The organism is Bifidobacterium goeldii (genome assembly GCF_003951095.1).
Classification (GTDB): domain Bacteria; phylum Actinomycetota; class Actinomycetes; order Actinomycetales; family Bifidobacteriaceae; genus Bifidobacterium; species Bifidobacterium goeldii.
The window spans coordinates 147,085-171,536 of the sequence record NZ_QXGL01000001.1 but is presented as its reverse complement, the minus strand read 5'-3'; the positions used below and the strand labels follow the sequence as shown (position 1 = coordinate 171,536).

Here is a 24,452-nt window from a genome sequence, read left to right as displayed (position 1 = left end):
ACTCAGTGCCACACCGGCGGATACGGATCCTCGGGCAGGCGGAGCGTGGGCGCCAGATGGTTCTTGGCGCGTTCGGCCTCGAGCAGGATCGCGACGATGCCGGCGTTGCCCGCAAGATACGAGGTTCGGGCGGACACGTAGGTGGGGTCGACGCGCACGAACGCCTCCTTCCAGACGGCGTGCTCGCCTTCAAGGAACGCGTTGCCGGCCAGATGACGGGCCGAGTCGAGTGCGAATGCGAGATACTTGTCATCCTTCGTGGCGGTCCACAGGTTGACGCCGAAATGGGTGATGGCCGCACTGCCGCAGCACAGCGTATCCGTGTTCCAATAGCCCGCCGAATGCGTATGCGGGGCGCCGGTCGCCTTGAGGCCACGGTAGAGGCTGTCGCGCCAGTCGGCGTGGACCTGATCGCCGGTCACGTCGAACAGGATCTGTGCCAGTCGCGACGTGCCGGCCGGCCCATGGCAGTTGCCGAGATAGAACACATCGTTGCGCAGCGTCGTATACGGTACGAGCGCACCGTCGCCGACGGGCACGCTGATCGCCTGAAGATAGCGTTCGCCTTCAAGCGCGGCGTCGAGATACGTCTGCTTGCCGGTGATCTGGTATGCGCGAGTGAGCAGGTAGCCGACGCCGGCGGTGCCGAACTCGAAACCGGGCCATTCGGCATCCGGATGCGTGGGGTCAAGCGCCAGTCCGCGCCACGACAAGCCGCTGTCATGCTTGACGGCCTGATCGAGGATGTGGCGCGCGGCCTCGTCGATGACATCCGTGTACTTCGCTGTGCCGAAGACGGTGTCGGCCCATGCGAGCAGGACTCCGATGCCGCCGTCGAAGAGGATGCCGGACTGGTTCGACCAGTAGATACCATCCGTGTGGCGGCCGTGGCGGACGATCGCGTCGAGGATATCGAAACCGGCGTCGATCAGCGTCTGGTCTTGGGCGTTGCGGCCGACCTCGAGCAGCACGTAGGCGGGACCGCCGGCGCCGATGTAGTAGCTCCATTCGCCGCCGGAGATCTTCTCCAGTCCGGCCAGACCGGTGTGGGGCAGTTCCGGGGTGAGCGTGCCGTGGCTCCAGCGGTTGGCCAGCGAACGGGCTTGGGAGAGCGCGACGTCGAGATAGTGCTGCTCCTTCGTGTGCTGCCACAGCTGCAGGAAGGTGAGCGCCACACCGCCGTCGCCGGAGAACAGCGAATGACCGCCGGGCTCATGGGTTTCCGGCTCGTATTCCCAGTAGATGCCGTCCTTGTCCTCGCGGGCAACTGACTCAAGCCATGCGGCGCCCGAACGGGCGAGAGGAAGGAAACCGTCCAGATAGTCGAACGGATGCTCGGGATTGATGATGGCGTCTGCGGACATGATAAGGCCTTTCGGAAAAAGATACGGAATGAATGCTCCGATAAAACGGATGCGAAATGACTGATGATCAGTCGAATGATGGCGATCAGTCGTCGTAGATGGACAGGAACTGACGAATGCGCGGATCGTCGGAGTCGAAGAAGGCGTCGGCCGGTCCGTCGAAACGGATGTTGCCGTGCTCGAGAAACACGATCTTATCCGCGGTCTTGCGTGCGAAACGCAGGTTGTGCGTGACGACGACGAGCGAGGCGTCCTCGGCCGACAGTGCGGCCATGACCTTGGTGACCTCGTGCTCGAGTTCCGGGTCGAGGGCCGAGGTCGGCTCATCGAACAGCAGGTAGCGCGGATTCATCGCGAGCGCTCGGGCGATGGCGACGCGTTGCTGCTGGCCGCCGGAAAGCTGCAGCGGGTAGGCGTCGGCCTTGTCGGCCAGACCCACCTTGTCGAGCAGTGATTTCGCCGCGTCCTGCGCCTCCTGTTTGCTTTGCCCGTTGACGCGCACGGGGCCGAGCGTGATGTTGTCGATGACGCTCAGGTTCGGGAACAGATTGAAGCTCTGGAACACCATGGACGAGAGCGCGCGGATTTTGCGGATCTGACCGGCGCTCAGCCTGGCGGGGAAGCCGATGGACTCCTCGTCGATGGTGAGCGTGCCAGAATCGGGCTTTTCGAGCAGGTTCGCGCAACGCAGCAGCGTGGATTTGCCGGAACCGGAGGGTCCGAGGATCACGGTGGTCTGGTTCTGCGGCGCGGTCAGGGTCACGTCGTCCAGGGCGGTGAATCCGTTGAACGTCTTCTTGATGTGAGAAAGGGTGAGCGTCATGCCGCCTGAACCTCCACGTAGGTCGAGCTTGCCTTTTCCAGCCATGATTGGATGACGGTGAGCAGCGAGCAGATGATGATGTAGATCACAGCCGCGGTCACATACAGGATCATGGGCTGGAAGTTGCGGCCGGCGATGGTCTGGGCCGCGAAGAACATGTCGGTCATGGCGATGGTCGACACCAGCGACGTGCCTTTGAGAATGCCGATCAGATCGTTCACCAGCATGGGCAAGGCGACCCTGATGGACTGGGGGAAGAGAACGTAGCGGAACTGGTCGCGTCGGTTCAGTCCGATCACGTCCGCAGCCTCCAGCTGTCCGCGTGGAATGGAGGTGATCGCACTGCGGATGCCTTCGGAGATGAACGCTCCGGCGTTCAGCGAGAACGCGATGATCGCGGTGGTCCACTGATCCAGTTTGACCCCGATGTTGGGCAGGCCGTAGAAGATCACGAACAGGAACACCAGTTCGGGGGTTCCGCGGATGATCCACACATATGCCTCGCACAGCTTCTGCAGGATCCTGATGCCGATCCCGTGCGAGCGGGACAGGCGGATCAATGCGACGATCGTGCCGATGATCAGGCCGAAAACGAATGCGGCGACGGTCAGCGGCAGTGTCACCTGCCAAAGTCCCTGCAACAGGAACGGGAGGGATTCTTGAACGATGGGCCATACTTCCATGGACGATGCACGCCTTCTGTTGAGAGTTCCCGCCAAGAGGCCTTAGCGGGAACTGGAATGTAAACGGTGTGCTACTTGCAGTGCCTGTTACTACTTCGAGCTGGACTCCTCCTCATAGGCGTTGTCTATGACCAGCTCATTGATGGCGCAACGTAGCGGTTCGATGACTGGCCATAGATTTTGCTGATGTGTCCACCATGATGGCAAGAGAACGATGGCGTGCGCCTACAGCAGGGACAGTCCGCCGTCAACAATGACGTACTGCCCCTGTACGTAGTCGGACGCATGAGATGAGAGGTAAAGTACAGTTCCGTTCAGTTCGCCGGGTTGACCGTAACGGCCGGACGGGTTGATTTTCGCGTAGGTTTCACCGAATCCTGGCTCTTCGAAGTTGTTGGCTGTGATGCCCGTCTTGAACAAGCCCGGGCAGATCGCGTTGACTGTTACGCCGTATTTTGCATAGCGCGCAGCCAAGGCTCGGGTTAGTCCTAGGATGGCTGCTTTCGACGAATAGTATGAGTCGCGCACGTAGCGTTCGTCACTATCCACATAGAACGCGTTCACTGATGACACGTTGACGATTTTGCCCCATCCGCGACGTTTAAACCCGTCGATTACGTATTTGGTGGTGTGCAAGATGCTTTTCAAGTTCACGGCGAACACGTGATCCCATTCATCGTCAGAGAATGTTTCAGCACTATCGCGAGCGAATATGCCCGCATCGTTGAACACAATGCTGATCTCGCCGAGCTTGTTGGTCACGGCGGCGATCGCGTCGCGCACCTCGGATTCGGATGATACGTCGGTGCGGATCGCGGTCACGGAGGCACCTTTGGCCTCCAGTTCAGCGCGTACAGCATCAAGTCCATCCTCGTTGACGTCGAGTAGGGCAACGGCTGCGCCGGCGTCAGCGTAGGCACGAGCCGCATCAGCTCCGAGTCCGGATGCGGCGCCGGTCACGACGGCGACTTCGCCAGTGAGATCAAAAAGGGCGGAATGGTTTGGATTGGTCATGAAAGATTCCATTCGAAAAAAACGCGTACGCCATACGAATACGTGGATACGAGGGCGTACAAGTGGAAAAACATATGCGAAGATGCCGGGTATGCCAAAAACCGACGATCCGGTGAAATGACGGAATGAAAATCCGCGGGATGGATGCGCGCCGCATGGCGTGCGGCCGCTGGTGATTAACGCCTGGGCTCCGCGTCGGAGCGCAGGCTAGAACATTCGCGGCGAGAAGCCGAATGGAATCCTCGTCGTCTCGATGATGTGCGCAAGGTTCATGATCTTCCCCTTCGATATGAGCCTGAATGCAGATGACGGTTGATGCTGCCGAGCATACGGCATTATCGACGCTGCCGTGCGCATCCGGTTATACCCGTTGCCGATAACGGCTTATCCGACCCGCCTCGTTCGTACGTGAAAGGAATTCGGGGGTACGTGAGAACATGCAAACGTTGTCGAAACAGTAGGTCTGCGGTATGTGCAATTCTACGCGATCTCTACGCCGCGAAGCAGGGCGTGTGCGTATTCGTGCAGCTGTGCACGAGTGAGTGAATGACCGCGCAGATACGTCCAGTCGAGCACGAGCATCAGCGTGTTCGCGTAATGATCGGCAATTAGGTCGGCTGGCAGGTCGAATCGGTCACGATCGACGCAGCTGAGCATAAGCTGACGGGCATTGCGCTCGATGAACCGGTGCAAGCTGGCGAACAGCGGGCCTTCTGGCGGATTGTGCTCCAGCACCGCACGCAACATATCGGCGTTCGACTCCAGCAGATCGGCCATCGCGTCGAGCGCGACGTCCACGCGGCGTGACGATTCGACCGATGCGAGATCCGCGGAATTCGTTTGCTTGGACAGTGCGATCCAACAGTAGGTGAGCAGGTCATTGCGATCCTCGAAGTAGTTGTAGAACGTGGCGCGCGGATAGCCGGCGCGCTCGCACAGTTCGTTGACGCTGATGTCAGCAAACGACTTGGTCTGCAGCAGTTCCGTCATCGCGTCGAAGAACGCGTCAAGCGTGCGTTGCGTGCCACGCGTGAGCTTGGCGTTGAGATCTTTCTTCATGACCGCCCATCATAGTCTATCGTCCAGAATTTTACAATTGTCTAAGTCTGTGTTATTTTGACAAGTGTAAAAGTATGGACGTTTGGAAAGTTGGATATCATGACGAACGACACGACATCGACTGCGATGATCGCCGAACCACTGACCCTGCCCTGCGGTGTGACGGTGAAGAACCGGTTTTACAAATCCGCGATGAACGAGGCGCTTGCCGGGCGCGACTGCGCGCCGACCGAAGCGCACGTACGCCTGTACCGCACGTGGGCGCAAGGCGGCGCGGGCGTGCTCGTCACCGGCAATGTGATGGTCGACCACACGCAACTGGGGGAGCCCGGCAACGTCGCCGTCGAGGACGAACGCGACCTCGCGATGCTGCGCCGTTGGGCCGAGGCCGGCACCGAGAACGGCGCACATTGCTGGATGCAGATCAACCATCCCGGCAGGCAGTCGCCCATCACCATCAACCAGCACCCGCTCGCGCCGAGCGCCGGCAAAGTCGACGGCGAATACGGTCGCTTCTTCGCCGAGCCGACCGAACTGACCCGAGGCCAGATCCGCGACATCATCCGCCGGTTCGCCAACACCGCGCGCATCGCCAAAAAGGCCGGCTTTACCGGCGTGGAGATTCATGCAGCGCACGGCTACCTCATCAACCAGTTTTTGTCGCCGCTCGACAACCGGCGCACCGATGAATACGGTGGTAGCCTCGCCAATCGCGCCCGCTTCCTGTTCGACGTGTTCGATGCGGTGCGCAAGGCGGTCGGTCCTGATTTTCCGATCGCGGTGAAGCTCAACTCGTCCGACGTACCGATCGCCGTCAAGGTCAACGAGCGCGATGGCGCTCCGGGCGGCTTCAACGAAGAAGAATCCATCTGGGTTATGCGGCAGCTTGAAGCGCGTGGCGTAGACCTCATCGACATCTCCGGCGGCACCTACGCGAAACCGGTTATCCAAACCAATAGTGGCGCGGCTGAAGACCGCCGGCGCGGCGTGTACTTTACTGCCTTCGCGCGTCGTGTCAAAGGCGAATTGACCGTGCCGGTCGCGCTGACCGGCGGCTTCCGCAACGCCGCCGACATGAACCGCGCACTGAACGAAGGCATCACGCAGATGATCGGCATCGCGCGTCCCCTCGCGCTCGTGCCCGACCTGCCGAACCGCATCATCCGCGACGGCTGGCAAGGCTCCGTTGACCTGCCTCGCATCACGACCGGCATCAAGCCGCTCGACAAGACGTTCGGCGGCATTCTCGTCATCAGCTGGTTCGAGCTGCAGATGCACCGCATCGCACGCGGCCATCACCCCGATCCGCGCATCGGCGGTCTGCGCGCGCTTATGTTCGCCATCAAACAACACGGCCCGGCCGCGCTCGCCCCGCGCCGCCGCAAAGGCCGGCAGTGAAGGCGACACACTCTGAGCTGCGGTCGAACTTGCCTCATACCACAATCCGGCGCGGGACACTAGTCTGTTGTGCGATGAATCGATCCCGTAAGCTGGGACGAATGAGCGAACATACGAAGGACGAACGCACTGCGGGAGCGGCTGATATCCCGTCCGTACGCCTGCCGCAAGCCGACCGCGATGCGGAACACATGCAGGGGCATTGGGTGCTGGCCCAGCTTGGCAAACACGTGCTCAGGCCGGTTGGCGAACGGCTCACCAAGCGTATGCTTGCGCAGGTGACGATCGCCGGGCGGCGTGCGGTGGAATTCGCGCCGGGACTGGGGCGCACCACGCGGCTGATCATGGAAGCCGGGCCGGCGTCGTACGTCGGCGTCGACCGGGACGAACGGGTGGTGGACATCATCAGGCCGTTGGTGGCTTCGGTGGGCGGCACCTGTGTGCAGGCCGACGCCGCGCAGACCGGATTGCCGGATTCGTCCGCGGATGTGGTGATCGGCGAGGCGATGCTCACCATGCAGTCCGAACGCGGCAAGCGGGCGATCATCGGCGAAGCGCATCGACTGCTCGCCCCGGGCGGCCTGTACGCGATCCACGAAATGGGCCTCGCGCCGGACGATCTCGACGAATCCGTCAAGGACGCGATCCGCAAGGATCTTGCGCGTGCCATTAAAGTCAACGCCCGTCCGCTGACCGAGGCCGAATGGCGCGAACTGCTCGAATCCGCAGGCTTCGACGTGCTGTGGAGCGGCAGTGAGCCGATGGCGCTGCTGAAGATGCGCCGCAATCTGGCGGACGAGGGCGTGGCTGGTGTGCTGCGCATCATGCGCAACGTGCTGACCCACCGTGATCTGAGGGCGCGCGTCATGCAGATGCGTCGCGTGTTCAACACGTACGGGGATGCGTTGACCGGCGTCGCGTTCGTGGCGCGCCGACGATAGTGCTCGATGCGGCAGCGGATACGCTAGAAGGATGCGTGCGGTGACCGGTCGACCGCCGCATGAAGATTGACCGTATGATCATGCTGATGCCGGCTTTTTGCTGAGTCGACATCGACAGGCAGACGTTGAATATGAAGGAGTTCGATGATGAGCGAACAGACGAATAATGCGAACGAGACGCAGCAGCCCCAGGTGATGGAATTCATCGACGATCTCAAGCCACTGGTCGAAGTACAGCCCGAGGCGACCGTCTCGCGCACCGTGATGCAGGTGGAGGGCGCCAATGTGGTGCTCTTCTCCTTCGACAAGGGCCAGGAATTAAGCGAACACACCGCCGCCATGCCGGTGCTCGTGCAGTGCCTCGAAGGCCACCTTAAGGTGACCGGTGGCAGCAAGACCGTTGACCTTGTGCCGGGCGGCATCCTGCATTTCCCGACCCGGCTGCCGCATGCGGTCTACGCCGCAGAAGCATCCAAGATGATGCTCATCATGATGCGACACTGAATGTCCGTCTGGCGGAATCGTCGTTGCGCCAGACGGGACAACGATTGCCGTCGGTGATCATCCGATCGGATCGATACGTTCCGCAACGTTCCGCAACGTATCGCAATAACTTTTCGGATCGTGACATGGTGTGGTTCGACGATCGATGATCGACATGAGGACAGTATTATGGACGCGGGCTGTGCGCGGGACTAGCGTGAACCGCATGGTCATATGGGATTCCGAACAGTATCTGCGATTCAACAAGGAACACACACAACCGTCGCGCGATCTCGCCGCGCAACTGCCGCCGGACGACGGGACGGTCACGCGCGTGCTCGACATCGGCTGCGGACCGGGCAACAGCACCGCCGTACTGCGCGAACGCTACCCGCACGCGACGATCCTCGGCGTCGACAATTCGCCGGACATGATCGACACGGCGCGCGCCGCCCATCCGGACATCGACTTCGCATTGTGCGACGTGTCGAAGCCGGACGAACTGGCCGCGCTGCCGCACGACTTCGACGTGGTGTTCTCCAACGCATGCATCCAATGGGTGCCCGACCATGAACATCTCATTCCCGCGATGCTCGGCCTCCTGCGCGAAGGCGGTACGCTGGCCGTACAGACGCCGATGAACTACGAGGAGCCGATCCACCGCATCATCGCGGACCTCGTACACTCGCCGGCATACGCGGACCGGCTGCCGCAGAGCCGCGAGTTCTACAACCTCACGCCACCCGAATACTGGGAGCTGCTGCACGCGAACGCCGCGTCCTTCCGCATATGGAAGATCACGTACATGCACACGCTGCCCTCGCACAAGGCCATCATGGACTGGTATCGCGGCACCGGGCTGCGCCCGTACCTGCAGGCGTTCGCGAACGACGATGAGCGCGCGACATTTGAACGTGCGGTGTTCGACCGTGTCCGCGACGCGTATCCGACGCAGTCGGACGGCTGCATCATCTTCCCGTTCCCGAGATTCTTCTTCACCGCTGTTCGCGGGCACGCCCCGCAACAAGATACACGATGACCGCCGCCGGCATGGCGATCATCAGCATCGGATAGAACCACGCCGGATCGACCCGCTCATACAGGACGCCGCCGATGATCGGCCCCAACGCCATGCCTAGATCCAGCCCGATGTAGTACGTGCCGTTGCCGCGCCCGCCATGACCGGACCCGGCCAGACGCACGGCGGCGGACTGGCTGACCGAACTCATGATGCCGTAGGATGCCGCCATGAACACGGCGGCGACCAGCATGACCCCGTTGCCGCGCATGACCGTGAGTGCGCCGAGCGAAACCATCATGCACGCCGCGCACAACCATAGGAACCACCGGAACGAACGTCGGTCGAACAGGTTGCGCATGGCCACGCGCAACACCAGCAACGCGACCGCGTACAGCGGGAAGAACAGGCCGACATCCACCGGCAGCCGCCGTGCCTCCACATAGGTGACGATGTACGACTGCGTGGCGCAGTAGGGGATAGCGAACAACATGAACACGAACGCCACCGGAATTACGCGCACCGAAATCGTCCGTTCGACAAATCCCCGAAGACCGGTATCGGCCTGTGGCATCGCAGCCCCCGCCGTCGATGCCGTTGCCGCGTTGCGCCGCGCCATGTCGTCGTGCGCGAACGACACCAGCACAAGAGCGATGATCATCGCGGCGGCGACGACAGCGAACGTCACATGATATCCGAACTGCGAACGCAGACGGATACCGGCGGCGGGGCCGAGCGCCATGGCCAGAGCGTTGACCATGCCGTAGTACCCCATGCCCTTGCCGATATGATCCAACGGGATCAATGCGGTCAGCCAGGCCGCAAGGCATACGGACAGGCCGGAGAAGCCGATGCCGTTGACGATGCGGGCCGCCAGGATCGACGTCGCATCGGGCGAGGCCGCGTAGCCGGCGTTGGCGACGATCAGCAGCATGATCGCGACCATCGCGAACCGGCGCAGCGGGGCGTGGTCGCTGAGCCGCCCCGCCCACGGCCGGCACAGCAGCGAGACGATGTTCATCGTGCCGGCTATCGTGCCCGCCAACGTTGCGCTCGCACCCAGAGAGTGCGAGTATCCGACGATCAACGTGGTGCCCATCATGGTGCCGGCCATGTAGAAGAATGCCGCGGCCATGATGAGCGCGATGTCGACGGTCATGAATCCACGTTCGTTCGCACGTTCGGTTATGCGCTGTCTCCTTGCCATTGCCGGCATAACGACTTCCCTTCACGATATCGTCCGTCGCGTCGGATGCGATGATCGACGGATGTTTCCGATATCGCATTGTATGGTCGCCGGTTATGCGTCCGGTCTGTATCGTGACGTCTTATGGTGCTTGAGTACGCTCTTTTGGTTATAACTGATGTTGGGAATAATGCGACAGGCGCGCGCGGGACGGAGGCGGCATGTACGACAGGCGATTGGACGCCATCATCGCGGCGGAGGAATGCGGCAGTTTCAGCCGGGCGGCGCAACGGCTGCATCTGTCGGCGACCGCGGTGATCAAACAGATCGCAGGGTTCGAACACGAATACGGATTGACGTTGTTCGACCGGACCAACAACGGCGTGACCCCCACGACGTCCGGACGCGCGTTGATCGAGGACGCGCGCGGCCTGATCCGGCAAAGCGAACGGTCGCTGCAGCATGCGCGGCAACTGGAACGAACGGCGGGGGAGACGGTACGGCTCGCCGTATCCATGCTGCGTCCGGCGACCCCGCTGCTCGAACTGTGGCCGCGCGCATCGGTCTGGCTCGCGAACCAAGGACGTCACGTGAGTCTGGAGCTGGTCTCATTGGCGGACGGCCCCGACGGATTCATGACTGCGCTCGACCATCTCGGCGAGGACGTGGACATGACGGCCAACGGCTTCTCTCCGGGGCGTCGGGAGCATGACTGCAACGTGCTCAAACTGGGCGAGTATCCGCTGCGCATGGGCGTGCCCCTGTCGAATCAGCTGTCGGTCCGCTCCGGCTCGACGCTGCACTTGAGCGATCTGGAAGGCCAGCGCATCCATATTCCCGCGCCCGGCGTCAACGATGCGATGGATCGGGCGCGGGCCGTGCTGTCCGCGGTGCCGGGCGTCACGCTGATCGACATGCGGTCGTATACGTTCGACGATTTCAACGCGTGCGCGGCCAGCGGCGATCTGATCCTCGCCCGCACCTTCGGCACCGGCATCCATCCCATGATCCGCCCCATGCCGGTGGACTGGGATCTGACCATCGCCTACGGGCTGTTCTATCCCAAGGAACCGTCCGCCGCCGTCCAGGCGTTCGTGGACGCGATCGGCGCCGTGCTGCAATAGAAACGCGCCCAATGCGTATGAGGGCACTGGGCGCGTGAAAACATATGTGACGAAAGTGCTGCCGGCTGTGCTATTCGGCCAGCAGCGCCTCGCGATACCGCCGTCCGGCGTCGGCGAGCGCCGCATCGTCCAGTTCCATCGACTCGAACACGACGAACGGCTTCAACCATACGGCGTGCGTGTACCGGGCCATCATGCGGTACGGCGAGAGCACCTCGTCGATCGTCGCACCCTCGTCGACCGGCTGGTATTCGAATTGTGGACCGCCCGCGGTCGTGGCGACCATGATCTGCTTGGCCGTAAGCGCCTCGCCGTCCGTGCCGTACGCCCAGCCGTATTCGAGCACCTTGTCCTCCCACTCCTTGAGCAGCGCGGGCGCGGAGTACCAATACAGCGGAAACTGCAGCACGATGCGGTCGTGCGTCTCGACGAGCTGCTGTTCGGCGGCCACGTCGATCTTGCCGTTCGGGTAGAGCGCGTATTCGTCACGCACGGTGACGTTGCCATCGGCGTCCTGTTGCGCGGCGGCCGTGAGCGCGGCGTTCGCGCGGGAGCAGCTCAGATCGGGATGAAAGACGAGAACCAGCGTTTTCATGATGTCTCCTTCGACTGCGTTGTGGCGGTGGCGATCATATGGTTTGCGCGTATTGCCACTACTGTACCGCATGGGACGATCGATTCGGAGGACTGACGCTCGGTAGGCCCTCACCACGGCAGAGGCTTGCCGTCACGGAAGAAGCCGCCGGTCGGGCCGTCGTCGGGCAGCATGGCCGCCCACGTCACGCTTTTCGCGCTCACTTCGACCGGGCGTCCAAACATGCCCGAGCCGAACGTGTCGGTAACGTCTGGGCAAACCGCGTTGACGAGGATATGGTCGGAGGCGAGTTCCTTGGCGGTTTTGATCGTCAGGCCGTTGAGCGCGAGCTTGGAGATGCCGTAGCCGGATGCGGGGATGCCCATCGCGCCGTGCAGGAAGCCGTACTGCGGGTCGCCGTATGAGCCGGCGCCGCTGGATACGTTGACGATGCGACCGTGCTCCGACTGGCGCAGCAGCGGAATGAACTTCTGCGTCACGATCCATGTTCCGATCACGTTCGTGTCGAGCACGGCGCGCATTTCGGCGATGTCCTGCTGTTCGACGGACGCGCCGGCGCGCATGGACGCCGCATTGTTGATGAGCACGTCGAGCCGACCATATCGACGCTCAACCTCTGCGGCCGCCGCAGCGACGCTCGCCTCGTCGGTGGTGTCCATCACCACATAGCTTGCGGAGATTCCGGAGTCGATGAGCTCCTGCGTGAGATGCGCGAGCTCCGGCCGACGTGCGGCCAGGATGACGTGATAGCCGGCCTCGCCGAGCTGACGGGCGGTCTCATAGCCAAGGCCGCCCTTGCGGCCTGAACCGGTGATCAATGCGATCTGCATATGACGCTCCTTCGTAACGTGTTGTATTGCGCGGTGTTCGACTTAGAATTCGCGGCCGAGCTCGCGTGCCTTGTCGAGATACGGGGTTGCAGCAACCTGTCCGGGGGCGAACACGCCGGCGGCGAGCACGGACCCTTTGATCTTCCAGCCGAGGCTTTCGCCGAAGCACATCGTGTAGTAGCCGAGCATGTTCTTAGCGAGTACTTCCTCGGGGCTGGCGCCGGCGACCAGCAGCGCCGACTCCTTGCCGGCCAGGTCGTCGTGCGCGTCGAACGGCAGGCGATCCATCATCGCCTTGATCTGCGCCGAGAACTGCATCCAATAGGTCGGTGTGGCGATCACGATGCCGTCCGCCGCCTTCATCTGCTCCATCACGGTCGTCATGTCGTCGGCCGGCTGGTCGTAGCCGGTGAACGGCGCTATGTTCATGTCCGCGAGCGTGAGCTTGGTCGCGGTGTTGCCGGCGGCCTCGACGCCTTCGATGAATGCATCGGCGAGCATGTCGGCGTTACCGCCCTTGGTCGGGCTGCCTTGGATGACGAGAATGTGCTTGGCCATATTGACTCCTGTTCCTTTCAACGTTGCGACGGTAGTCCGTCGCGTTCTGATAAGGACAGTATGCATCAGTACATATACTTTTCGTTCTTAGAATAAAAAACTGATTTTTGTGATATGGCAGCGATGTTAGGATGAGAGATCATGAGCAAGCATGTTGAAAACACTGGGGCTGATGGCATCATCTCACCCACATGCGCGATGGGCTACGCATTCAAAGCCATCGAAGGCAAATGGAAGTTGCCAGTCATGTATGTGCTGAGCGAACGAGGCGCCGCGCGCTACAACGAGATCAAACGCGAACTCGGCATCACCAATATGATGCTGACCAACACGTTGCGTGACCTCGAAGAATACGGCCTGGTCAATCGCACTCAGTACAACGAAGTCCCACCGCGCGTCGAATACTCACTGACTGGCAACGGTTACGCGATCATCCCCGCACTCAAAGAATTTGAAAAATGGGGTCAACTCCTGCTTGACGCGCGTGATTCCACCGGCCGATCGGCATGACGCCCGCGGGCGGCTCTCTGTATGCCCGCATGGCGCCCGCACGGCCTCGATGTTCGTGCGGGCAGACCGATAGACGGGGGCGCGAAAGGGGATATCGTCAGCGGGTCGTGTCGCGGGCTGCGATGCGCTCGCAGAAACCGGTCTTGTCCGCTTCGGTGATCGGGCGCAGCACGCGGGCCGGATTGCCCACGGCGACCACACCGGCCGGGATGTCGTGCGTGACGACCGAACCCGCACCGATGACCGAGCCGCGGCCGATGGTCACGCCGCCGAGCACGGTCACATGGCCGCCCAGCCACACGCCGTCCTCGATCACGATCGGCTTGGCCTGGCACGCACCTGCTTTGCGCTCCTCGAAGTCAAGCGCGTGGTTCGTGGCGAACAGGCCGACCATCGGCGCGAGCCACACGTAGTCGCCGATCGTGATCGGCGCGTTGTCGAGCATCACGCAGTCGAAGTTGATGTATGCGTGCGATCCGATCGAGATGTTGCGGCCCATTTCGCAGCGGAAGTTCGGTTCGATGAACACGTCGTCGCCGACCTCGGCGAACAACTGTTCCATGATCACCCGGCGTTCGGTCTCCTGATCGTAGTCGAGCGCGTTGTAGGCGCGGAACAGCTTCTTGGCCTCCACGCGCTTGCGCTCGATCTCCGGGTGCGAGTCCTGATAGACCTCGCCGGCCACCATCAGGTCCCATTCAGCGCGGCCTTCGGGCGTGAGGTCCGCGGTGACGTCGTAGGTGTTCGTGGTCATGGTTGTTCGCTCCTTCGCCGAAGTTGTGTACGGTCGTACATTATAGGTGGCATACTTGATGCATCCGGATCGAATCGGATAAGCCGAACATGACCCGGGAGTTGCGCGGTCACTGTCCGGCGCGCGGATCGGACAGGCGATGGTCGAGGATCTCAAAGTCGGTGAAGGTGCGCGGGCCACCTTCGCCGGTGGGGGACTGGGCCTCGAACCCGACCTTGAGCAGTCGGTCGAACCGCATGGAGCACAGACGCGACATGAACCACTGCATGCCGTCGAAGGAGTAGTGAATCGAAAACACATCGTCAGTGCGGGCGAGCTGCAACCAGACGAAATTGCCGTGAACGGTGACGCCGTAACAGTCGTCCGAAACGCCGTCGGTCGCCACAGTGACCACCGACTTGAACCCGTAATCGCCCTGCTCGAAGCAGGCCTTCACCCAATGAGTGTCATCCTGATAGGCGAACAGTGCGCCGCCGTCGAACTTCGCCTTATGTTCGAGCGAGATCTTGGCGCGGCAGACGAAGTCGCCCGTGACCGGACGGTAGACGAAGGCCGCGTCGGCTACCACGCTGCCGTCCACAGGGTTGACGAAGAAGTCCTTGCCCGGCAGAGCATCGACGGTCAGCACGTTACAGCTGATGTTGAATGTGACGCTGTCTGAGTTTGCACACAGCATGATGGGATTCCTTTCTATCGGCGATCCGGGATTGGTGCCCGTTTACGTATCCCCGTTTGGCTGGGATGATTGATTATGATGATAATTCCGTAAGCTCTCTCAAATTCCGCTTGCTTTGGTAAAATATTGGGATGATGATTCCGAAATATAGAAGGATCATTCCATGATGGATTCACTGCGCGAAGATGTATGGAGGTGACGTGGCATGGCGAACATTGCGGTTCGGGTGAACTCCGACTATCTGGAGGACGTGCAGTACGATGATCCCACTCTGCCGATTCACTTCTGCATGGACTACTTCGACACGCTTGCTGGCCACGAGATCAACGTGCACTGGCATCGCGACTTCGAGTTCGCGATCATGCTGCGTGGCGCCTGCAACTATCATCTGGGCGGCGGCGACGCGATACGGCTCGAACAGGGCGACGGCATCTTCGTCAATTCCGAAGCGCTGCACTCGGCAGACAATCCCACGCCGGGTGCGATCATGAGCTGCGTCACGTTCTCTCCGTTGTTTTTCACCGGGCAGCCGTCCGGCACGATCTACAGCGAACACATACTGCCGGTCGTGAACCGGCCGCTCGCCGGACTACGTCTCGACGCGAGCCGAAACCGTGACATGCTTGCGGAAATACTGACGGTTACGTCGATCGGTAAACGCGAGACAACTGCGCCACTGGAATACGTCGAACATGTGGCGAGACTGTGGCGGCTGACGTTGTCGGCGATCGACAAGGTGCCGGACGAGCGACCAGACGAGATGGAACTGCTTCGCGAACGGCGCATACGCACCATGATGACGTTCATTCAACGGCATTTCGATGCCGGCATCGGTTTGCCCGACATCGCGGCCAGCGCCGGCATCGGTCGCACCGAATGCTTCCGGCTGTTCACACGTCTCGCCGGAGTTAGCCCGGGGGAGTACCTGATCTCCTACCGTCTGCGTCGGGCCGCGGCGATGCTCGTCTCCGGCGACGATTCCGTCGCGCTCATCGCCCATGTCTGCGGGTTCAACGACGCCAGCTATTTCGCCAAACGATTTCGGCAACGCTATGGATGCACGCCAAGGGAATATCGTGCCGTTGCCGGACGGGTTTCGCGGCGTTCTGTGTTGCCGGAGTGAAGATTAGAGCGTGATTGCGAAACTTGCACGTACTATTGCGCCCGCCAGATCATGCCGATGTGCGGGATGCCGTCTTCAAGGAACTCGTCGGAGACTTGCGTGAATCCGAGCTGTTCGTAAAGCCCGCGCGCATAGGTCTGCGCTTCGATATGCACGGTATTAGCGTGCGAACGTTCCTGCGCCACGCGAAGTCCTTCGCGTACGATCCGCGTTCCAAGCCCCTGCCGGCGGCGGGTCGCCAGCACACGCCCAATCGAAGCCTCCGGGAATGTGACGCCCGGATCGATCACGCGGCAATAGGCGGCGATGCCGTCCTTGTCGTGCAGAAACACATGCCAGCAACACCGGTCCGCGTCGTCGACCTCCTGATAGGCGCAATGCTGCTCCACCACGAACACCGCCACGCGCACGCGGTAGATCTCGTACAATTCCGCCGCGCTCAGTTCCTCGAATCGTTTCACCGTCAACTGCATGGCGCCAGTGTACAGGCCGACGCCGCCGTGGTCAGCAATCCCGTCCGTCGGCCGGTATGTCCGTCAATGCTGGACGATGGCAACCCGTGGCAAGCGATCGGAATGTGCATTCACCGGCGGTATGCTCGGCATCAGATGTCAATGTGTCACAGACGTTAGGCGCGGCGGCACAGCGAGGAGAGGTGGACGATCATGATCAACGTATTATGCTTTGGTGATTCCAACACCAACGGTACGAACCCTGCCGGCGGCCGTCACCCGCGCGAGGTGCGCTGGACTGGGCGGCTGCAGCGCCTGCTCGGCGACGAATGGTATGCGATCGAGGAAGGACTTGGCGGGCGCACCACCGTGTTCAACAATCCGATCGAACCGCATCGCAACGGGCTTCAGGCCTTACCGGGCGCGCTCATCACACACCGGCCGCTCGACTATGTCATCATCGCCCTCGGCACCAACGACATGAAGGCCATGTTCCATGCCGACGCTCGCGTGATCGCCGCCGGTATCGACATGCTCGTGCGCGAGGTGAAGATCACCGACAACCGCGGGGCGCCGACGCCGCGCATCGTCATCGTTTCGCCGATTTACATCAAACCCGGTATCTCGACCAGCGGGTTCATCGGCTTCGACGAGGATGCGGTGGAACTGTCGCACCGGCTGGCGGGGGAGTACCGGCAGGTGGCCGAGCGCGAAGACTGCCTGTTCCTTGACGCTGCACAGGTGGCTGAGGCCAGCAACCTCGACCGGCTGCACATGGACGACGAGAATCACGCCAAGTTCGCCGACGCGATGGCACGGATACTGCTCGACGATCGGGACAGGCGCCGCTGACGCTCGGCGCCGGATGGCTGCTGCGGGACAGGCAACGCCGAATTGCCATACGTGCAGGGCATGGCTGGCCATTGGCCAAGGTCATTGGCTTCATCCCGGAACATGCTGTGTAATGGATGGTGGATGTCGTACGGGCACATGCCTAAGACGCATAGCCTTCGAAACGTCAGCAAAGGAGCGGTATGGAATACACCAAACTCGGCAACAGCGATGTGACCGTGTCCCGTATCTGCATGGGGTGCATGGGATTCGGCGACACGACCAAGGGACATCATTCGTGGATACTCGACGCTGACCGGTCGCGCGAGATCATCCAGTACGGATTCGAGCACGGCATCACGTTCTACGACACGGCCATCGGCTATGCGGACGGTACCAGCGAGGAATACGTCGGCCGCGCGCTGCGATCGATCGCCGCCAAACGCGAGGACTATCAGATCGCTACCAAGTTCCTGCCGCGCACGGACGCCGAGCGCGAAGCCGGCGTGACCGGACAGGAGCACGTGGCACGCAACCTTGACGCAAGCCTCAAACACCTCGGCCTCGACTATGTGGACCTGTACATCTGCCACATGTGGGACTACCACACCGACATGGCAGAGATCATGGAAGGCATGAACGAGGCCGTCAAGGCCGGCAAGGCGCGCGCCATCGGCATCTCCAACTGCTACGCCTACCAGCTCGCCAAAATGAACAATCTCGCTCAAACCAACGGCTGGGCCAAGTTCGTGTCCATTCAAAGCCACTACAACCTCATCGCCCGCGAAGACGAACGCGAACTGACCAAACTGTGCCGTGAAGACAACATCGCCATGACCCCGTACAGTGCGCTCGCCGCCGGCCGACTATCTCGTCTGCCCGGTGCGGAGAAAACCAAGCGACTGGTCGAGGATCAGGTGGCGCACTCCAAGTACGACGCCACTGAAGTGCAGGACGACGTGATCATCGAACGCGTGGCTGAAATCGCGCAACGGCACGACACGTCGATGACCGCCGTATCGCTCGCATGGCTGCTCACCAAAGTGGCCGCACCCGTGGTCGGCATGACCAAGCCGCACCATGTCGACGGCGCGCTCGATGCCGTGAACCTCACGCTCACGGACGAGGAAATCGCCTACTTGGAGGAGCCGTATGTGCCGCACAAGCTCGTCGGCGTCATGGCCTTCAACCATTAAGCATTCGCCTGATCTCGCGCAAGCCTCCGATGACACATCGGGGGCTTGTTCGTATTCGTCGCCGAATGCCTGCTCGTGCGACTCATGGCCCAAGACTCGCGAGCCGCGGGCGGAACGCTACCGTTCGTGCGAGAACCGAACGTGTATCTCGGCACGCTGATGATCTCACCAACGAGATCAAACCGGGCGGTCACTGTGACCCGGCGGCGCTCGCCGAATCGATTGATGTGGAGCCGTACGACGTGGTGTTCGTCGGCTACCCGCTGTGGTGGGAGACCGCGCCGCGCGTGGTGCGCACGTTCCTCGAAAGCGCGGACTGGGCTGGCAAGACCATCGTGACGTTCGCCACGTCCGGTTCCAGTACGCGCGGCGCCGACGGCGTGCAGCTGCACGATTCCGCACCCGACGCCCGGTGGGGTGCCGGGCCGTCGCATCGTCGCCTCCGAAAGCGAGACCAAGCTCGCCCAGTGGGTCGACGGTCTGAATCTGTTGTGAATCGGATCAGTCGCGCACGGTGAAGCCGGCGTCTACGATGCGCTCCTGCATGCCCTTGGCGATAGACAGGCAGCGGGCACGTGGGATGGTGATCGAGTCAAGCGTGCGGTTGATCTCAGCCAGTTCATCCGGTGTGAACGTGACGGCCGCGCCGCCGAGGTTCTGCCACAGGCGGTCGATGCGCTTGGTGCCGGGAATTATGAGCGGAACTACAAGATTGAGCTTGATACTTATCACCACAGCACGTCGATTGGGGCAGTGGTTTTGTTTTTTTCGATGATGAGGCATATCTCGTCGGGGGATTCCTTGCAGCCACGGCGCAACCATAGCCAGATGATCGAGGAGACGGCGGAGACGAGGATTTCCATCGCATAGTCAACGGGAATACCGTTATAGCTGGCCTGCGGCTGGGCGCCGAACCGTTTGGCCTGCGCGACAATGAGCTTCTTGAGCACTGCTTTGACTCGATCGTACAGTTGCATGTCGTTGCCGGATTGCGATACCGCGTCGAAGAACGCGTAGTCTTTTTTGATATATCGCAGTGCCTCGGCGATGGCACGGGTTTGGAACGCGTCACAGATTGCCTTGCCAGTGCGCGTCGTAATCCGATCATCCATCTCAGCGTTGGCGATGAGGATCTCGGTTAGATCATCGATAGTGTCGTCGATGAGCTGTTGACGCAGGTCGAACTTATCGACGTAATGCATGTAGAACGTGCCACGGTTAATGTCGGCAGTGCGAGCGATGTCGCTCACGGTCATCGCATCGAAGCCTTTTGTCTTGACGAGCGTGGTGAACGCAGCCTTGATTTTGGCTTCTGTCTTCGTATTGCGCTTGGCCGGCGCGGATGACGGCGCGGCGGTGGATGTCGTTTCGGTTGCCATGGATGCTCCTTGAATTGATATGTCCGGATGATCCGACGAAGGATGATACTGACCGATATTCTATCAACACGTTGTCTGATTAACGACAAAATCAACAGTATTTGATGATCTGTTTAATCTGGACAGATTGTTTAAAACCGTTGATTGACTTGGGTTTTCAGCTGTTCCTACCATTGCGGCAGTTAAATCAACATGTTGTTTATTCAATATGTGGCAAATGACTATATCAAACACATGACTACCCCTCAGCCGGCTATGCCGGCAGCTCCCTGACAAGGGGAGCCAAGAGGCGCGAAAGGAGTATCGAACATGGCCTATATCGAAATGGTGCACAGCTTTAAGCGCTATCACATGGGAGACACGACCATCACCGCTAATAACGACGTGAGCTTCGGCATCGAGAAGGGCGAGCTGGCGATCATCCTCGGTTCATCCGGTGCCGGCAAATCGACGGTGCTCAACATCCTTGGCGGTATGGATACGAATTCCGCCGGACAGGTCATCATTGACGGTAAGGACATCTCGAACTACACCGCTCATCAGCTCACCGACTATCGCCGCTATGACATCGGCTTCGTGTTCCAGTTCTACAATCTTGTCGCCAATCTGACCGCTAAGGAGAACGTCGAACTCGCCTCCGAAATCGTGAAGGACGCGCAGGACCCGGTACAAACGCTCATCGACGTTGGGTTGAAGGACCGCATCAACAACTTCCCGGCACAGCTGTCCGGCGGCGAACAGCAGCGCGTCGCCATTGCACGAGCCGTCGCCAAGAATCCGAAGATCCTGCTGTGTGACGAGCCGACTGGCGCGCTCGACTACAACACCGGCAAACAGGTGCTGCAGATCTTGCAGGATCAAAGCCGCAAAAAGGGCGCGACCGTGGTCATCGTTACCCACAATTCGGCCATCGCGCCGATAGCCGACCGTGTCATCCATATGCACGACGCGCGCGTCAAATCAATCGACATCAACGAACACCCAATGGATATCAAGGACTTGGAGTGGTGACCATGACCGATTTCGCACACTTCGCCGAAACTGACGATGCGCGACACGCGAACACCGCCGCGCATCGCACCGCTAAACGCGAACGCCGCAACGGCGCCGCATCCCGCAAACGCATGTTGTGGAAGGACATACGCGTCACGCTTTCCAAGTCGAAGGGCCGGTTCATCTCGATCGTCAGTCTCATGATGCTCGGTTCGTTCGCGCTCGTCGGCCTGTTCGCAACCGGCCCCGACATGCAGGCGACCGGCACCTCCTTTTACACTACGAATAATCTCGCCGACGTGACCGTGATCAGCGACTATGGCTTAAGCAAGACGGACGAGAAGATCATCCGCGATACCGCTGGCGTGCGCCAGGCGGAATTCGGCTACTTCAAGGACGTAACGATCAAAGGCAGCAATCACAGCCTACGCATCTACTCCAAGCCTGAGGGCGTCTCCGGATACCGAGTGGTCGAAGGGCGGATGCCGGACAAAACCGGCGAAATCGCGCTCGATTCCGCTGAACGCGACCGGTACGCGATCGACAGCACGGTTAAGGTTACCGAATTGCCCGACATTGCCGGCGACACCATTCTTAAGCAGACCGAATACACGGTGGTTGGCTTCGTCGATGCCAGCGAAATCGTCTCCAATCTCAACATGGGCCAGTCCACGGCAGGCACTGGTGAGCTCGACGGCTACGGCGTTGTCGTGCCGGACACGTTCGACTCGGACGTGACGATGATCGGCCGCGTGACCTTCAATGACACGCAGCACGTCGACTATTGGACGAGTGAGTACCGCGACCGTGTGCAAGCGCATAAGGATACGCTCACCAAACGTCTCGCCGGCCAACCCAAGGCGCGCGAGGCCTCGATCCGCGAAGATCGCCGCGAGCAAATCGACAAGGCGCAAACCAAGGTCGACGATGCGAAACAGCAGCTTACGGACGCCGAACAACAGCTTACGGACGCGAAAACACAGATCGAAGCCGCCAAGGACCAGAAAACACAAGGCGAAATCACCGCCGTGGACCAGGCGGCCGCTGCACTGGCCGAACTGTCCGGCGCCACAGCGCAAATCGCTTCGGCCGGCTCACAAATCACCGCCGGTCAGACGCAGCTCACAGCCGGCGCCCAACAGCTCACGCAAGGTCAGGACCAGCTCGACTCATCATGGCAGCAACTCACGCAGGCCAAAACACAGCTCGACATGGCACGTAAAGCGCTTGAAGATGCTCAAACTGTGCTCGATAAAACCGGTGCGATGCTGCAAGCCTGGTCGAACACCGGCATTGCTGGCAACACCTACGAGAGTGTCAAAACGCAATACGATAAGGCGCTCGCCGCTTACAATGATGCCGTCGCGCAATACAACAACCAGCTGAATGCCTACAACAACGCGCTGCAGCAATGGAACAACGGCGCCGCACAACTCGCTCAAGGCACTGAGGAATATCAGAGGAATGCGGCTGCTCTCGCCGACGCCTCCAAGCAGCTCGCCGTCAAGCAGAGCGAGCTCGGTCAGGCCGTTTCCAAGGCGCCATCCGGCACCTCGGGCGGAGGCGTTTCGGATGGCGCCGCGCAGCTCATCCAAGGCCAGCGCGACATCGAGAAGGCCGAAGATGAGTACAACGCCAAACTTCAGGAATTCAACGCCGCGAAACCCGCCGCCGAGCAGAAGATCGCTGCGGCCGAACACGATATCGAGCTCGCCCGCGAAAAGATCGACACACTCGAAGTGCCCGCCTATTCGATCGACGGCCGACGCGAAGGACTCACCTCGAACGGCTACCGCGTGTACGAGATCATCGCGAACATCGTCGGCAAGCTCGCCATGATATTCCCCGTGTTTCTCTACTTCGTCGCCGCACTCGTTACCTTCTCCACGATGGGCCGCATGGTTGACGAGGAACGCGTCAACTCTGGCACGTTGAAGGCACTCGGCTATGGCAACGCAGACATTCTCAAGAAGTTCGTCGTGTACGGTTTCGCAGCCTCCACCGTCGGTACGATTTTGGGTGTTGCCGCTGGGCATACAATTTTGCCGCTCATCGTCTACCACGCGTACAGCGACGGGTTCACGATGCCAGTCATCGAACTGAAGTTCCACCCGGTTGTCACGGTGGTCGCATTCCTGCTCGCCTGGGTGAGCGCTGTCGTACCGGCCATGCTTGCTGCAGCACGCGAACTCAGAGACAAGCCCGCTGCGCTCCTACTGCCCAAGCCACCCGCGAACGGTTCGAAGATCTTCCTCGAACAACTCGGCTTCATCTGGAACCGGCTCAGCTTCACGCGCAAGGTCACCGCCAGGAATCTCTTCCGTTACAAGACGCGCGGATTCATGACGATCTTCGGCGTGATGGGTGCCGTGTCACTACTTGTCGCAGGACTCGGCGTGCAAGGTTCGATCAACCAGATCAGCGAACGCCAGTTCGACGAAGTGATTCACTACGACATGATCGTCGCCGAAAAATCCGACAACAACGACGAACAGCGCGACGCCGTCGCCAAGACAATGACCGACAAGGCCGTGGACCAGTCGATGCCGATCCGCTACGAGGAACTGACTAAAACCGCCGGCAAACAAGGTGATAAGCAGTCGATCACGCTGATCGTCACCGACGATGCGTACAACTTCAACGACTACGTGACCCTGCGCTCGCGCGTGGGGCATAAGCCGCAGATTCTCACCGATCGCGGCGCTGTCATCTCCGAACGCATGGCTTCGATGCTCGGCGCAACAACCGGCGACACGATCCATGTCACCGGAGAGGACGGCGCCGACCGCTCCGTGCGCGTCGACGGTGTGAGCGAGGCGTATATCGGACACTTCATGTACATGTCGTCAGGCGGCTACGAGCACGTGTTCGGCAAGGATTACCAGTCGAATGCTTACCTCGTTAACCTTAAGGATGATTCGATCGAGAACGCCGAGAAGCAGGGCGCTCGGTTCATGAAGAATGACGGCGTGCGCGGCGTGGTGCAGAACACCACGATGAAAAACCAGGTTGCCACGATCGTCGACTCACTCAACCAGATCATGGAGGTGCTTGTGCTTGTGGCTGGCATGCTTGCCGTGGTGATCTTGTACAACCTCACGAATCTGAATGTGTCCGAACGCATCCGCGAACTGTCGACCATCAAGGTGCTCGGCTTCCACTCGAACGAGACAACCATGTATATCTATCGCGAAACGATCGTGCTGTCTGCGATCGGTATCCTCGCCGGCTACGGGTTCGGCGCGGGCCTGCACCGGTACATCATTACCGAGGTGCCGCCGGACGAGGTCATGTTCGACCCGGCGCTTGGCTGGCCGGCGTTCGTAGTGCCCGCTGCGCTCGTTGCCGTTGTACTGGGCGCGCTCGGCGTGGTCGTCTACCAGCAGCTCAAGAACGTAGACATGCTCGCCGCTCTCAAATCAGTCGAGTGATGAATCGTGCACCGCAAAAGAAAGTTCAATT

26 protein-coding genes are annotated in these 24,452 nt (G+C 60.7%); 12 read left to right on the top strand and 14 right to left on the bottom strand.

Features of this window, described 5'->3' with window-relative positions; all coding sequences use genetic code 11:
• Positions 1-2 precede the first annotated feature (2 nt).
• From D2E25_RS00810 to D2E25_RS00790, 5 genes are all read right to left on the bottom strand, one after another.
• Positions 3-1,364 (bottom strand): lanthionine synthetase LanC family protein, encoded by a 1,362-nt coding sequence (locus D2E25_RS00810; RefSeq protein WP_125979159.1) that lies wholly within the window; start codon positions 1,362-1,364, stop codon positions 3-5.
• Between the two features lie 85 nt (positions 1,365-1,449).
• Positions 1,450-2,187 carry an amino acid ABC transporter ATP-binding protein gene (locus D2E25_RS00805; RefSeq protein WP_125979158.1) on the bottom strand — a complete coding sequence of 246 codons (738 nt, stop codon included), beginning with the start codon at positions 2,185-2,187 and terminating at the stop codon, positions 1,450-1,452.
• Complete coding sequence (locus tag D2E25_RS00800) at positions 2,184-2,870, bottom strand: amino acid ABC transporter permease (RefSeq protein ID WP_125979157.1); 687 nt, start codon at positions 2,868-2,870, stop codon at positions 2,184-2,186. The genes D2E25_RS00805 and D2E25_RS00800 overlap by 4 nt, the downstream gene beginning before the upstream one ends.
• A gap of 225 nt (positions 2,871-3,095) precedes the next feature.
• Complete coding sequence (locus D2E25_RS00795) at positions 3,096-3,884, bottom strand: SDR family NAD(P)-dependent oxidoreductase (RefSeq protein WP_125979156.1); 789 nt, start codon at positions 3,882-3,884, stop codon at positions 3,096-3,098.
• A 480-nt stretch (positions 3,885-4,364) separates the two neighbouring features.
• On the bottom strand, positions 4,365-4,943 hold the full coding sequence (locus tag D2E25_RS00790; protein ID WP_125979155.1) for a TetR/AcrR family transcriptional regulator: 579 nt from the start codon (positions 4,941-4,943) through the stop codon (positions 4,365-4,367).
• 99 nt (positions 4,944-5,042) lie between these two features.
• Here D2E25_RS00790 and D2E25_RS00785 point away from each other — a divergent pair, with 99 nt between their 5' ends.
• From D2E25_RS00785 to D2E25_RS00770, 4 genes are all read left to right on the top strand, one after another.
• Complete coding sequence (locus D2E25_RS00785) at positions 5,043-6,341, top strand: NADH:flavin oxidoreductase/NADH oxidase family protein (protein WP_125979154.1); 1,299 nt, start codon at positions 5,043-5,045, stop codon at positions 6,339-6,341.
• 101 nt (positions 6,342-6,442) lie between these two features.
• The gene (locus tag D2E25_RS00780; RefSeq protein WP_125979153.1) at positions 6,443-7,282 is read left to right on the top strand and encodes a class I SAM-dependent methyltransferase; all 840 of its coding nucleotides are present in this window, start codon (positions 6,443-6,445) and stop codon (positions 7,280-7,282) included.
• A 144-nt stretch (positions 7,283-7,426) separates the two neighbouring features.
• Positions 7,427-7,786, top strand: coding sequence for a cupin domain-containing protein (locus D2E25_RS00775; RefSeq protein WP_125979152.1), 360 nt, complete (start codon positions 7,427-7,429; stop codon positions 7,784-7,786).
• Positions 7,787-7,991: 205 nt separating this feature from the next.
• The gene (locus tag D2E25_RS00770; RefSeq protein ID WP_125979151.1) at positions 7,992-8,804 is read left to right on the top strand and encodes a methyltransferase domain-containing protein; all 813 of its coding nucleotides are present in this window, start codon (positions 7,992-7,994) and stop codon (positions 8,802-8,804) included.
• Here the strand turns inward: D2E25_RS00770 and D2E25_RS00765 are convergent.
• Positions 8,761-9,942 (bottom strand): MFS transporter, encoded by a 1,182-nt coding sequence (locus D2E25_RS00765; protein ID WP_164514645.1) that lies wholly within the window; start codon positions 9,940-9,942, stop codon positions 8,761-8,763. The two genes, D2E25_RS00770 and D2E25_RS00765, sit on opposite strands and share 44 nt — an antisense overlap.
• 248 nt (positions 9,943-10,190) lie before the next feature.
• Between D2E25_RS00765 and D2E25_RS00760 the strand changes: the two genes are divergently transcribed.
• Positions 10,191-11,093, top strand: a complete 903-nt coding sequence (locus tag D2E25_RS00760) for a LysR family transcriptional regulator (RefSeq protein WP_125979149.1) — start codon at positions 10,191-10,193, stop codon at positions 11,091-11,093.
• 70 nt (positions 11,094-11,163) lie between these two features.
• Here the strand turns inward: D2E25_RS00760 and D2E25_RS00755 are convergent, their stop codons facing one another.
• The 3 genes from D2E25_RS00755 to D2E25_RS00745 form a co-directional block, all read right to left on the bottom strand.
• On the bottom strand, positions 11,164-11,688 hold the full coding sequence (locus D2E25_RS00755; RefSeq protein WP_125979148.1) for an NAD(P)H-dependent oxidoreductase: 525 nt from the start codon (positions 11,686-11,688) through the stop codon (positions 11,164-11,166).
• A 110-nt stretch (positions 11,689-11,798) separates the two neighbouring features.
• Positions 11,799-12,518, bottom strand: coding sequence for an SDR family NAD(P)-dependent oxidoreductase (locus D2E25_RS00750; protein ID WP_125979147.1), 720 nt, complete (start codon positions 12,516-12,518; stop codon positions 11,799-11,801).
• A 42-nt stretch (positions 12,519-12,560) separates the two neighbouring features.
• A complete protein-coding gene (locus D2E25_RS00745) occupies positions 12,561-13,076 on the bottom strand; it encodes a flavodoxin family protein (protein ID WP_164514644.1) in 516 nt (171 codons plus the stop codon).
• 141 nt (positions 13,077-13,217) lie between these two features.
• Here D2E25_RS00745 and D2E25_RS00740 point away from each other — a divergent pair, with 141 nt between their 5' ends.
• Positions 13,218-13,586, top strand: a complete 369-nt coding sequence (locus D2E25_RS00740; protein WP_125979145.1) for a winged helix-turn-helix transcriptional regulator — start codon at positions 13,218-13,220, stop codon at positions 13,584-13,586.
• A 97-nt stretch (positions 13,587-13,683) separates the two neighbouring features.
• Here D2E25_RS00740 and D2E25_RS00735 read toward each other — a convergent pair whose 3' ends face one another.
• Both D2E25_RS00735 and D2E25_RS00730 read right to left on the bottom strand, forming a co-directional pair.
• Complete coding sequence (locus D2E25_RS00735) at positions 13,684-14,340, bottom strand: sugar O-acetyltransferase (RefSeq protein ID WP_125979144.1); 657 nt, start codon at positions 14,338-14,340, stop codon at positions 13,684-13,686.
• A gap of 109 nt (positions 14,341-14,449) precedes the next feature.
• Complete coding sequence (locus D2E25_RS00730; protein ID WP_125979143.1) at positions 14,450-15,016, bottom strand: DUF1349 domain-containing protein; 567 nt, start codon at positions 15,014-15,016, stop codon at positions 14,450-14,452.
• Positions 15,017-15,221: 205 nt separating this feature from the next.
• Here D2E25_RS00730 and D2E25_RS00725 point away from each other — a divergent pair, with 205 nt between their 5' ends.
• On the top strand, positions 15,222-16,139 hold the full coding sequence (locus D2E25_RS00725) for an AraC family transcriptional regulator (RefSeq protein ID WP_125979142.1): 918 nt from the start codon (positions 15,222-15,224) through the stop codon (positions 16,137-16,139).
• A 32-nt stretch (positions 16,140-16,171) separates the two neighbouring features.
• On the opposite strand, the gene D2E25_RS00720 is transcribed toward D2E25_RS00725, so the two are convergent.
• Entirely contained in the window at positions 16,172-16,612 is a 441-nt protein-coding gene (locus D2E25_RS00720) for a GNAT family N-acetyltransferase (RefSeq protein WP_125979141.1), read from the bottom strand.
• A 192-nt stretch (positions 16,613-16,804) separates the two neighbouring features.
• Between D2E25_RS00720 and D2E25_RS00715 the strand changes: the two genes are divergently transcribed.
• The 3 genes from D2E25_RS00715 to D2E25_RS00705 all read left to right on the top strand — a co-directional run bounded on the left by D2E25_RS00715 (position 16,805) and on the right by D2E25_RS00705 (position 19,136).
• On the top strand, positions 16,805-17,443 hold the full coding sequence (locus D2E25_RS00715) for an SGNH/GDSL hydrolase family protein (RefSeq protein ID WP_125979140.1): 639 nt from the start codon (positions 16,805-16,807) through the stop codon (positions 17,441-17,443).
• A 182-nt stretch (positions 17,444-17,625) separates the two neighbouring features.
• Positions 17,626-18,618 carry an aldo/keto reductase gene (locus D2E25_RS00710; protein WP_125979139.1) on the top strand — a complete coding sequence of 331 codons (993 nt, stop codon included), beginning with the start codon at positions 17,626-17,628 and terminating at the stop codon, positions 18,616-18,618.
• Positions 18,619-18,683: 65 nt separating this feature from the next.
• Positions 18,684-19,136, top strand: coding sequence for a flavodoxin (locus D2E25_RS00705; protein WP_241216893.1), 453 nt, complete (start codon positions 18,684-18,686; stop codon positions 19,134-19,136).
• Here D2E25_RS00705 and D2E25_RS00700 read toward each other — a convergent pair.
• Both D2E25_RS00700 and D2E25_RS00695 read right to left on the bottom strand, forming a co-directional pair.
• Positions 19,120-19,353 carry a hypothetical protein gene (locus D2E25_RS00700; RefSeq protein ID WP_125979138.1) on the bottom strand — a complete coding sequence of 78 codons (234 nt, stop codon included), beginning with the start codon at positions 19,351-19,353 and terminating at the stop codon, positions 19,120-19,122. The genes D2E25_RS00705 and D2E25_RS00700 overlap by 17 nt on opposite strands.
• Positions 19,347-19,997, bottom strand: coding sequence for a TetR/AcrR family transcriptional regulator (locus D2E25_RS00695; RefSeq protein ID WP_125979137.1), 651 nt, complete (start codon positions 19,995-19,997; stop codon positions 19,347-19,349). The genes D2E25_RS00700 and D2E25_RS00695 overlap by 7 nt, the downstream gene beginning before the upstream one ends.
• A 309-nt stretch (positions 19,998-20,306) precedes the next feature.
• On the opposite strand from D2E25_RS00695, the gene D2E25_RS00690 reads away from it, so the two are divergent.
• Positions 20,307-21,008, top strand: a complete 702-nt coding sequence (locus tag D2E25_RS00690; protein ID WP_125979136.1) for an ABC transporter ATP-binding protein — start codon at positions 20,307-20,309, stop codon at positions 21,006-21,008.
• Between the two features lie 2 nt (positions 21,009-21,010).
• Positions 21,011-24,421, top strand: coding sequence for an ABC transporter permease (locus D2E25_RS00685; protein WP_241216892.1), 3,411 nt, complete (start codon positions 21,011-21,013; stop codon positions 24,419-24,421).
• Positions 24,422-24,452 lie beyond the last annotated feature (31 nt).

What these genes read in the sequence shown, in the direction of transcription:
- D2E25_RS00690 (WP_125979136.1), top strand. Translation starts at nt 20,307, where the DNA reads ATGGCCTATATCGAAATGGTGCACAGCTTTAAGCGCTATCACATGGGA.
- D2E25_RS00760 (WP_125979149.1), top strand. Translation starts at nt 10,191, where the DNA reads ATGTACGACAGGCGATTGGACGCCATCATCGCGGCGGAGGAATGCGGC.
- D2E25_RS00775 (WP_125979152.1), top strand. Translation starts at nt 7,427, where the DNA reads ATGATGAGCGAACAGACGAATAATGCGAACGAGACGCAGCAGCCCCAG.
- D2E25_RS00750 (WP_125979147.1), bottom strand. Translation starts at nt 12,518, where the DNA reads ATGCAGATCGCATTGATCACCGGTTCAGGCCGCAAGGGCGGCCTTGGC.
- D2E25_RS00805 (WP_125979158.1), bottom strand. Translation starts at nt 2,187, where the DNA reads ATGACGCTCACCCTTTCTCACATCAAGAAGACGTTCAACGGATTCACC.
- D2E25_RS00710 (WP_125979139.1), top strand. Translation starts at nt 17,626, where the DNA reads ATGGAATACACCAAACTCGGCAACAGCGATGTGACCGTGTCCCGTATC.
- D2E25_RS00735 (WP_125979144.1), bottom strand. Translation starts at nt 14,340, where the DNA reads ATGACCACGAACACCTACGACGTCACCGCGGACCTCACGCCCGAAGGC.
- D2E25_RS00785 (WP_125979154.1), top strand. Translation starts at nt 5,043, where the DNA reads ATGACGAACGACACGACATCGACTGCGATGATCGCCGAACCACTGACC.
- D2E25_RS00695 (WP_125979137.1), bottom strand. Translation starts at nt 19,997, where the DNA reads ATGGCAACCGAAACGACATCCACCGCCGCGCCGTCATCCGCGCCGGCC.
- D2E25_RS00770 (WP_125979151.1), top strand. Translation starts at nt 7,992, where the DNA reads ATGGTCATATGGGATTCCGAACAGTATCTGCGATTCAACAAGGAACAC.
- D2E25_RS00795 (WP_125979156.1), bottom strand. Translation starts at nt 3,884, where the DNA reads ATGACCAATCCAAACCATTCCGCCCTTTTTGATCTCACTGGCGAAGTC.
- D2E25_RS00790 (WP_125979155.1), bottom strand. Translation starts at nt 4,943, where the DNA reads ATGAAGAAAGATCTCAACGCCAAGCTCACGCGTGGCACGCAACGCACG.
- D2E25_RS00715 (WP_125979140.1), top strand. Translation starts at nt 16,805, where the DNA reads ATGATCAACGTATTATGCTTTGGTGATTCCAACACCAACGGTACGAAC.
- D2E25_RS00685 (WP_241216892.1), top strand. Translation starts at nt 21,011, where the DNA reads ATGACCGATTTCGCACACTTCGCCGAAACTGACGATGCGCGACACGCG.
- D2E25_RS00740 (WP_125979145.1), top strand. Translation starts at nt 13,218, where the DNA reads ATGAGCAAGCATGTTGAAAACACTGGGGCTGATGGCATCATCTCACCC.
- D2E25_RS00755 (WP_125979148.1), bottom strand. Translation starts at nt 11,688, where the DNA reads ATGAAAACGCTGGTTCTCGTCTTTCATCCCGATCTGAGCTGCTCCCGC.
- D2E25_RS00705 (WP_241216893.1), top strand. Translation starts at nt 18,684, where the DNA reads ATGCCTGCTCGTGCGACTCATGGCCCAAGACTCGCGAGCCGCGGGCGG.
- D2E25_RS00765 (WP_164514645.1), bottom strand. Translation starts at nt 9,942, where the DNA reads ATGACCGTCGACATCGCGCTCATCATGGCCGCGGCATTCTTCTACATG.
- D2E25_RS00800 (WP_125979157.1), bottom strand. Translation starts at nt 2,870, where the DNA reads ATGGAAGTATGGCCCATCGTTCAAGAATCCCTCCCGTTCCTGTTGCAG.
- D2E25_RS00725 (WP_125979142.1), top strand. Translation starts at nt 15,222, where the DNA reads ATGGCGAACATTGCGGTTCGGGTGAACTCCGACTATCTGGAGGACGTG.
- D2E25_RS00780 (WP_125979153.1), top strand. Translation starts at nt 6,443, where the DNA reads ATGAGCGAACATACGAAGGACGAACGCACTGCGGGAGCGGCTGATATC.
- D2E25_RS00745 (WP_164514644.1), bottom strand. Translation starts at nt 13,076, where the DNA reads ATGGCCAAGCACATTCTCGTCATCCAAGGCAGCCCGACCAAGGGCGGT.
- D2E25_RS00730 (WP_125979143.1), bottom strand. Translation starts at nt 15,016, where the DNA reads ATGCTGTGTGCAAACTCAGACAGCGTCACATTCAACATCAGCTGTAAC.
- D2E25_RS00810 (WP_125979159.1), bottom strand. Translation starts at nt 1,364, where the DNA reads ATGTCCGCAGACGCCATCATCAATCCCGAGCATCCGTTCGACTATCTG.
- D2E25_RS00720 (WP_125979141.1), bottom strand. Translation starts at nt 16,612, where the DNA reads ATGCAGTTGACGGTGAAACGATTCGAGGAACTGAGCGCGGCGGAATTG.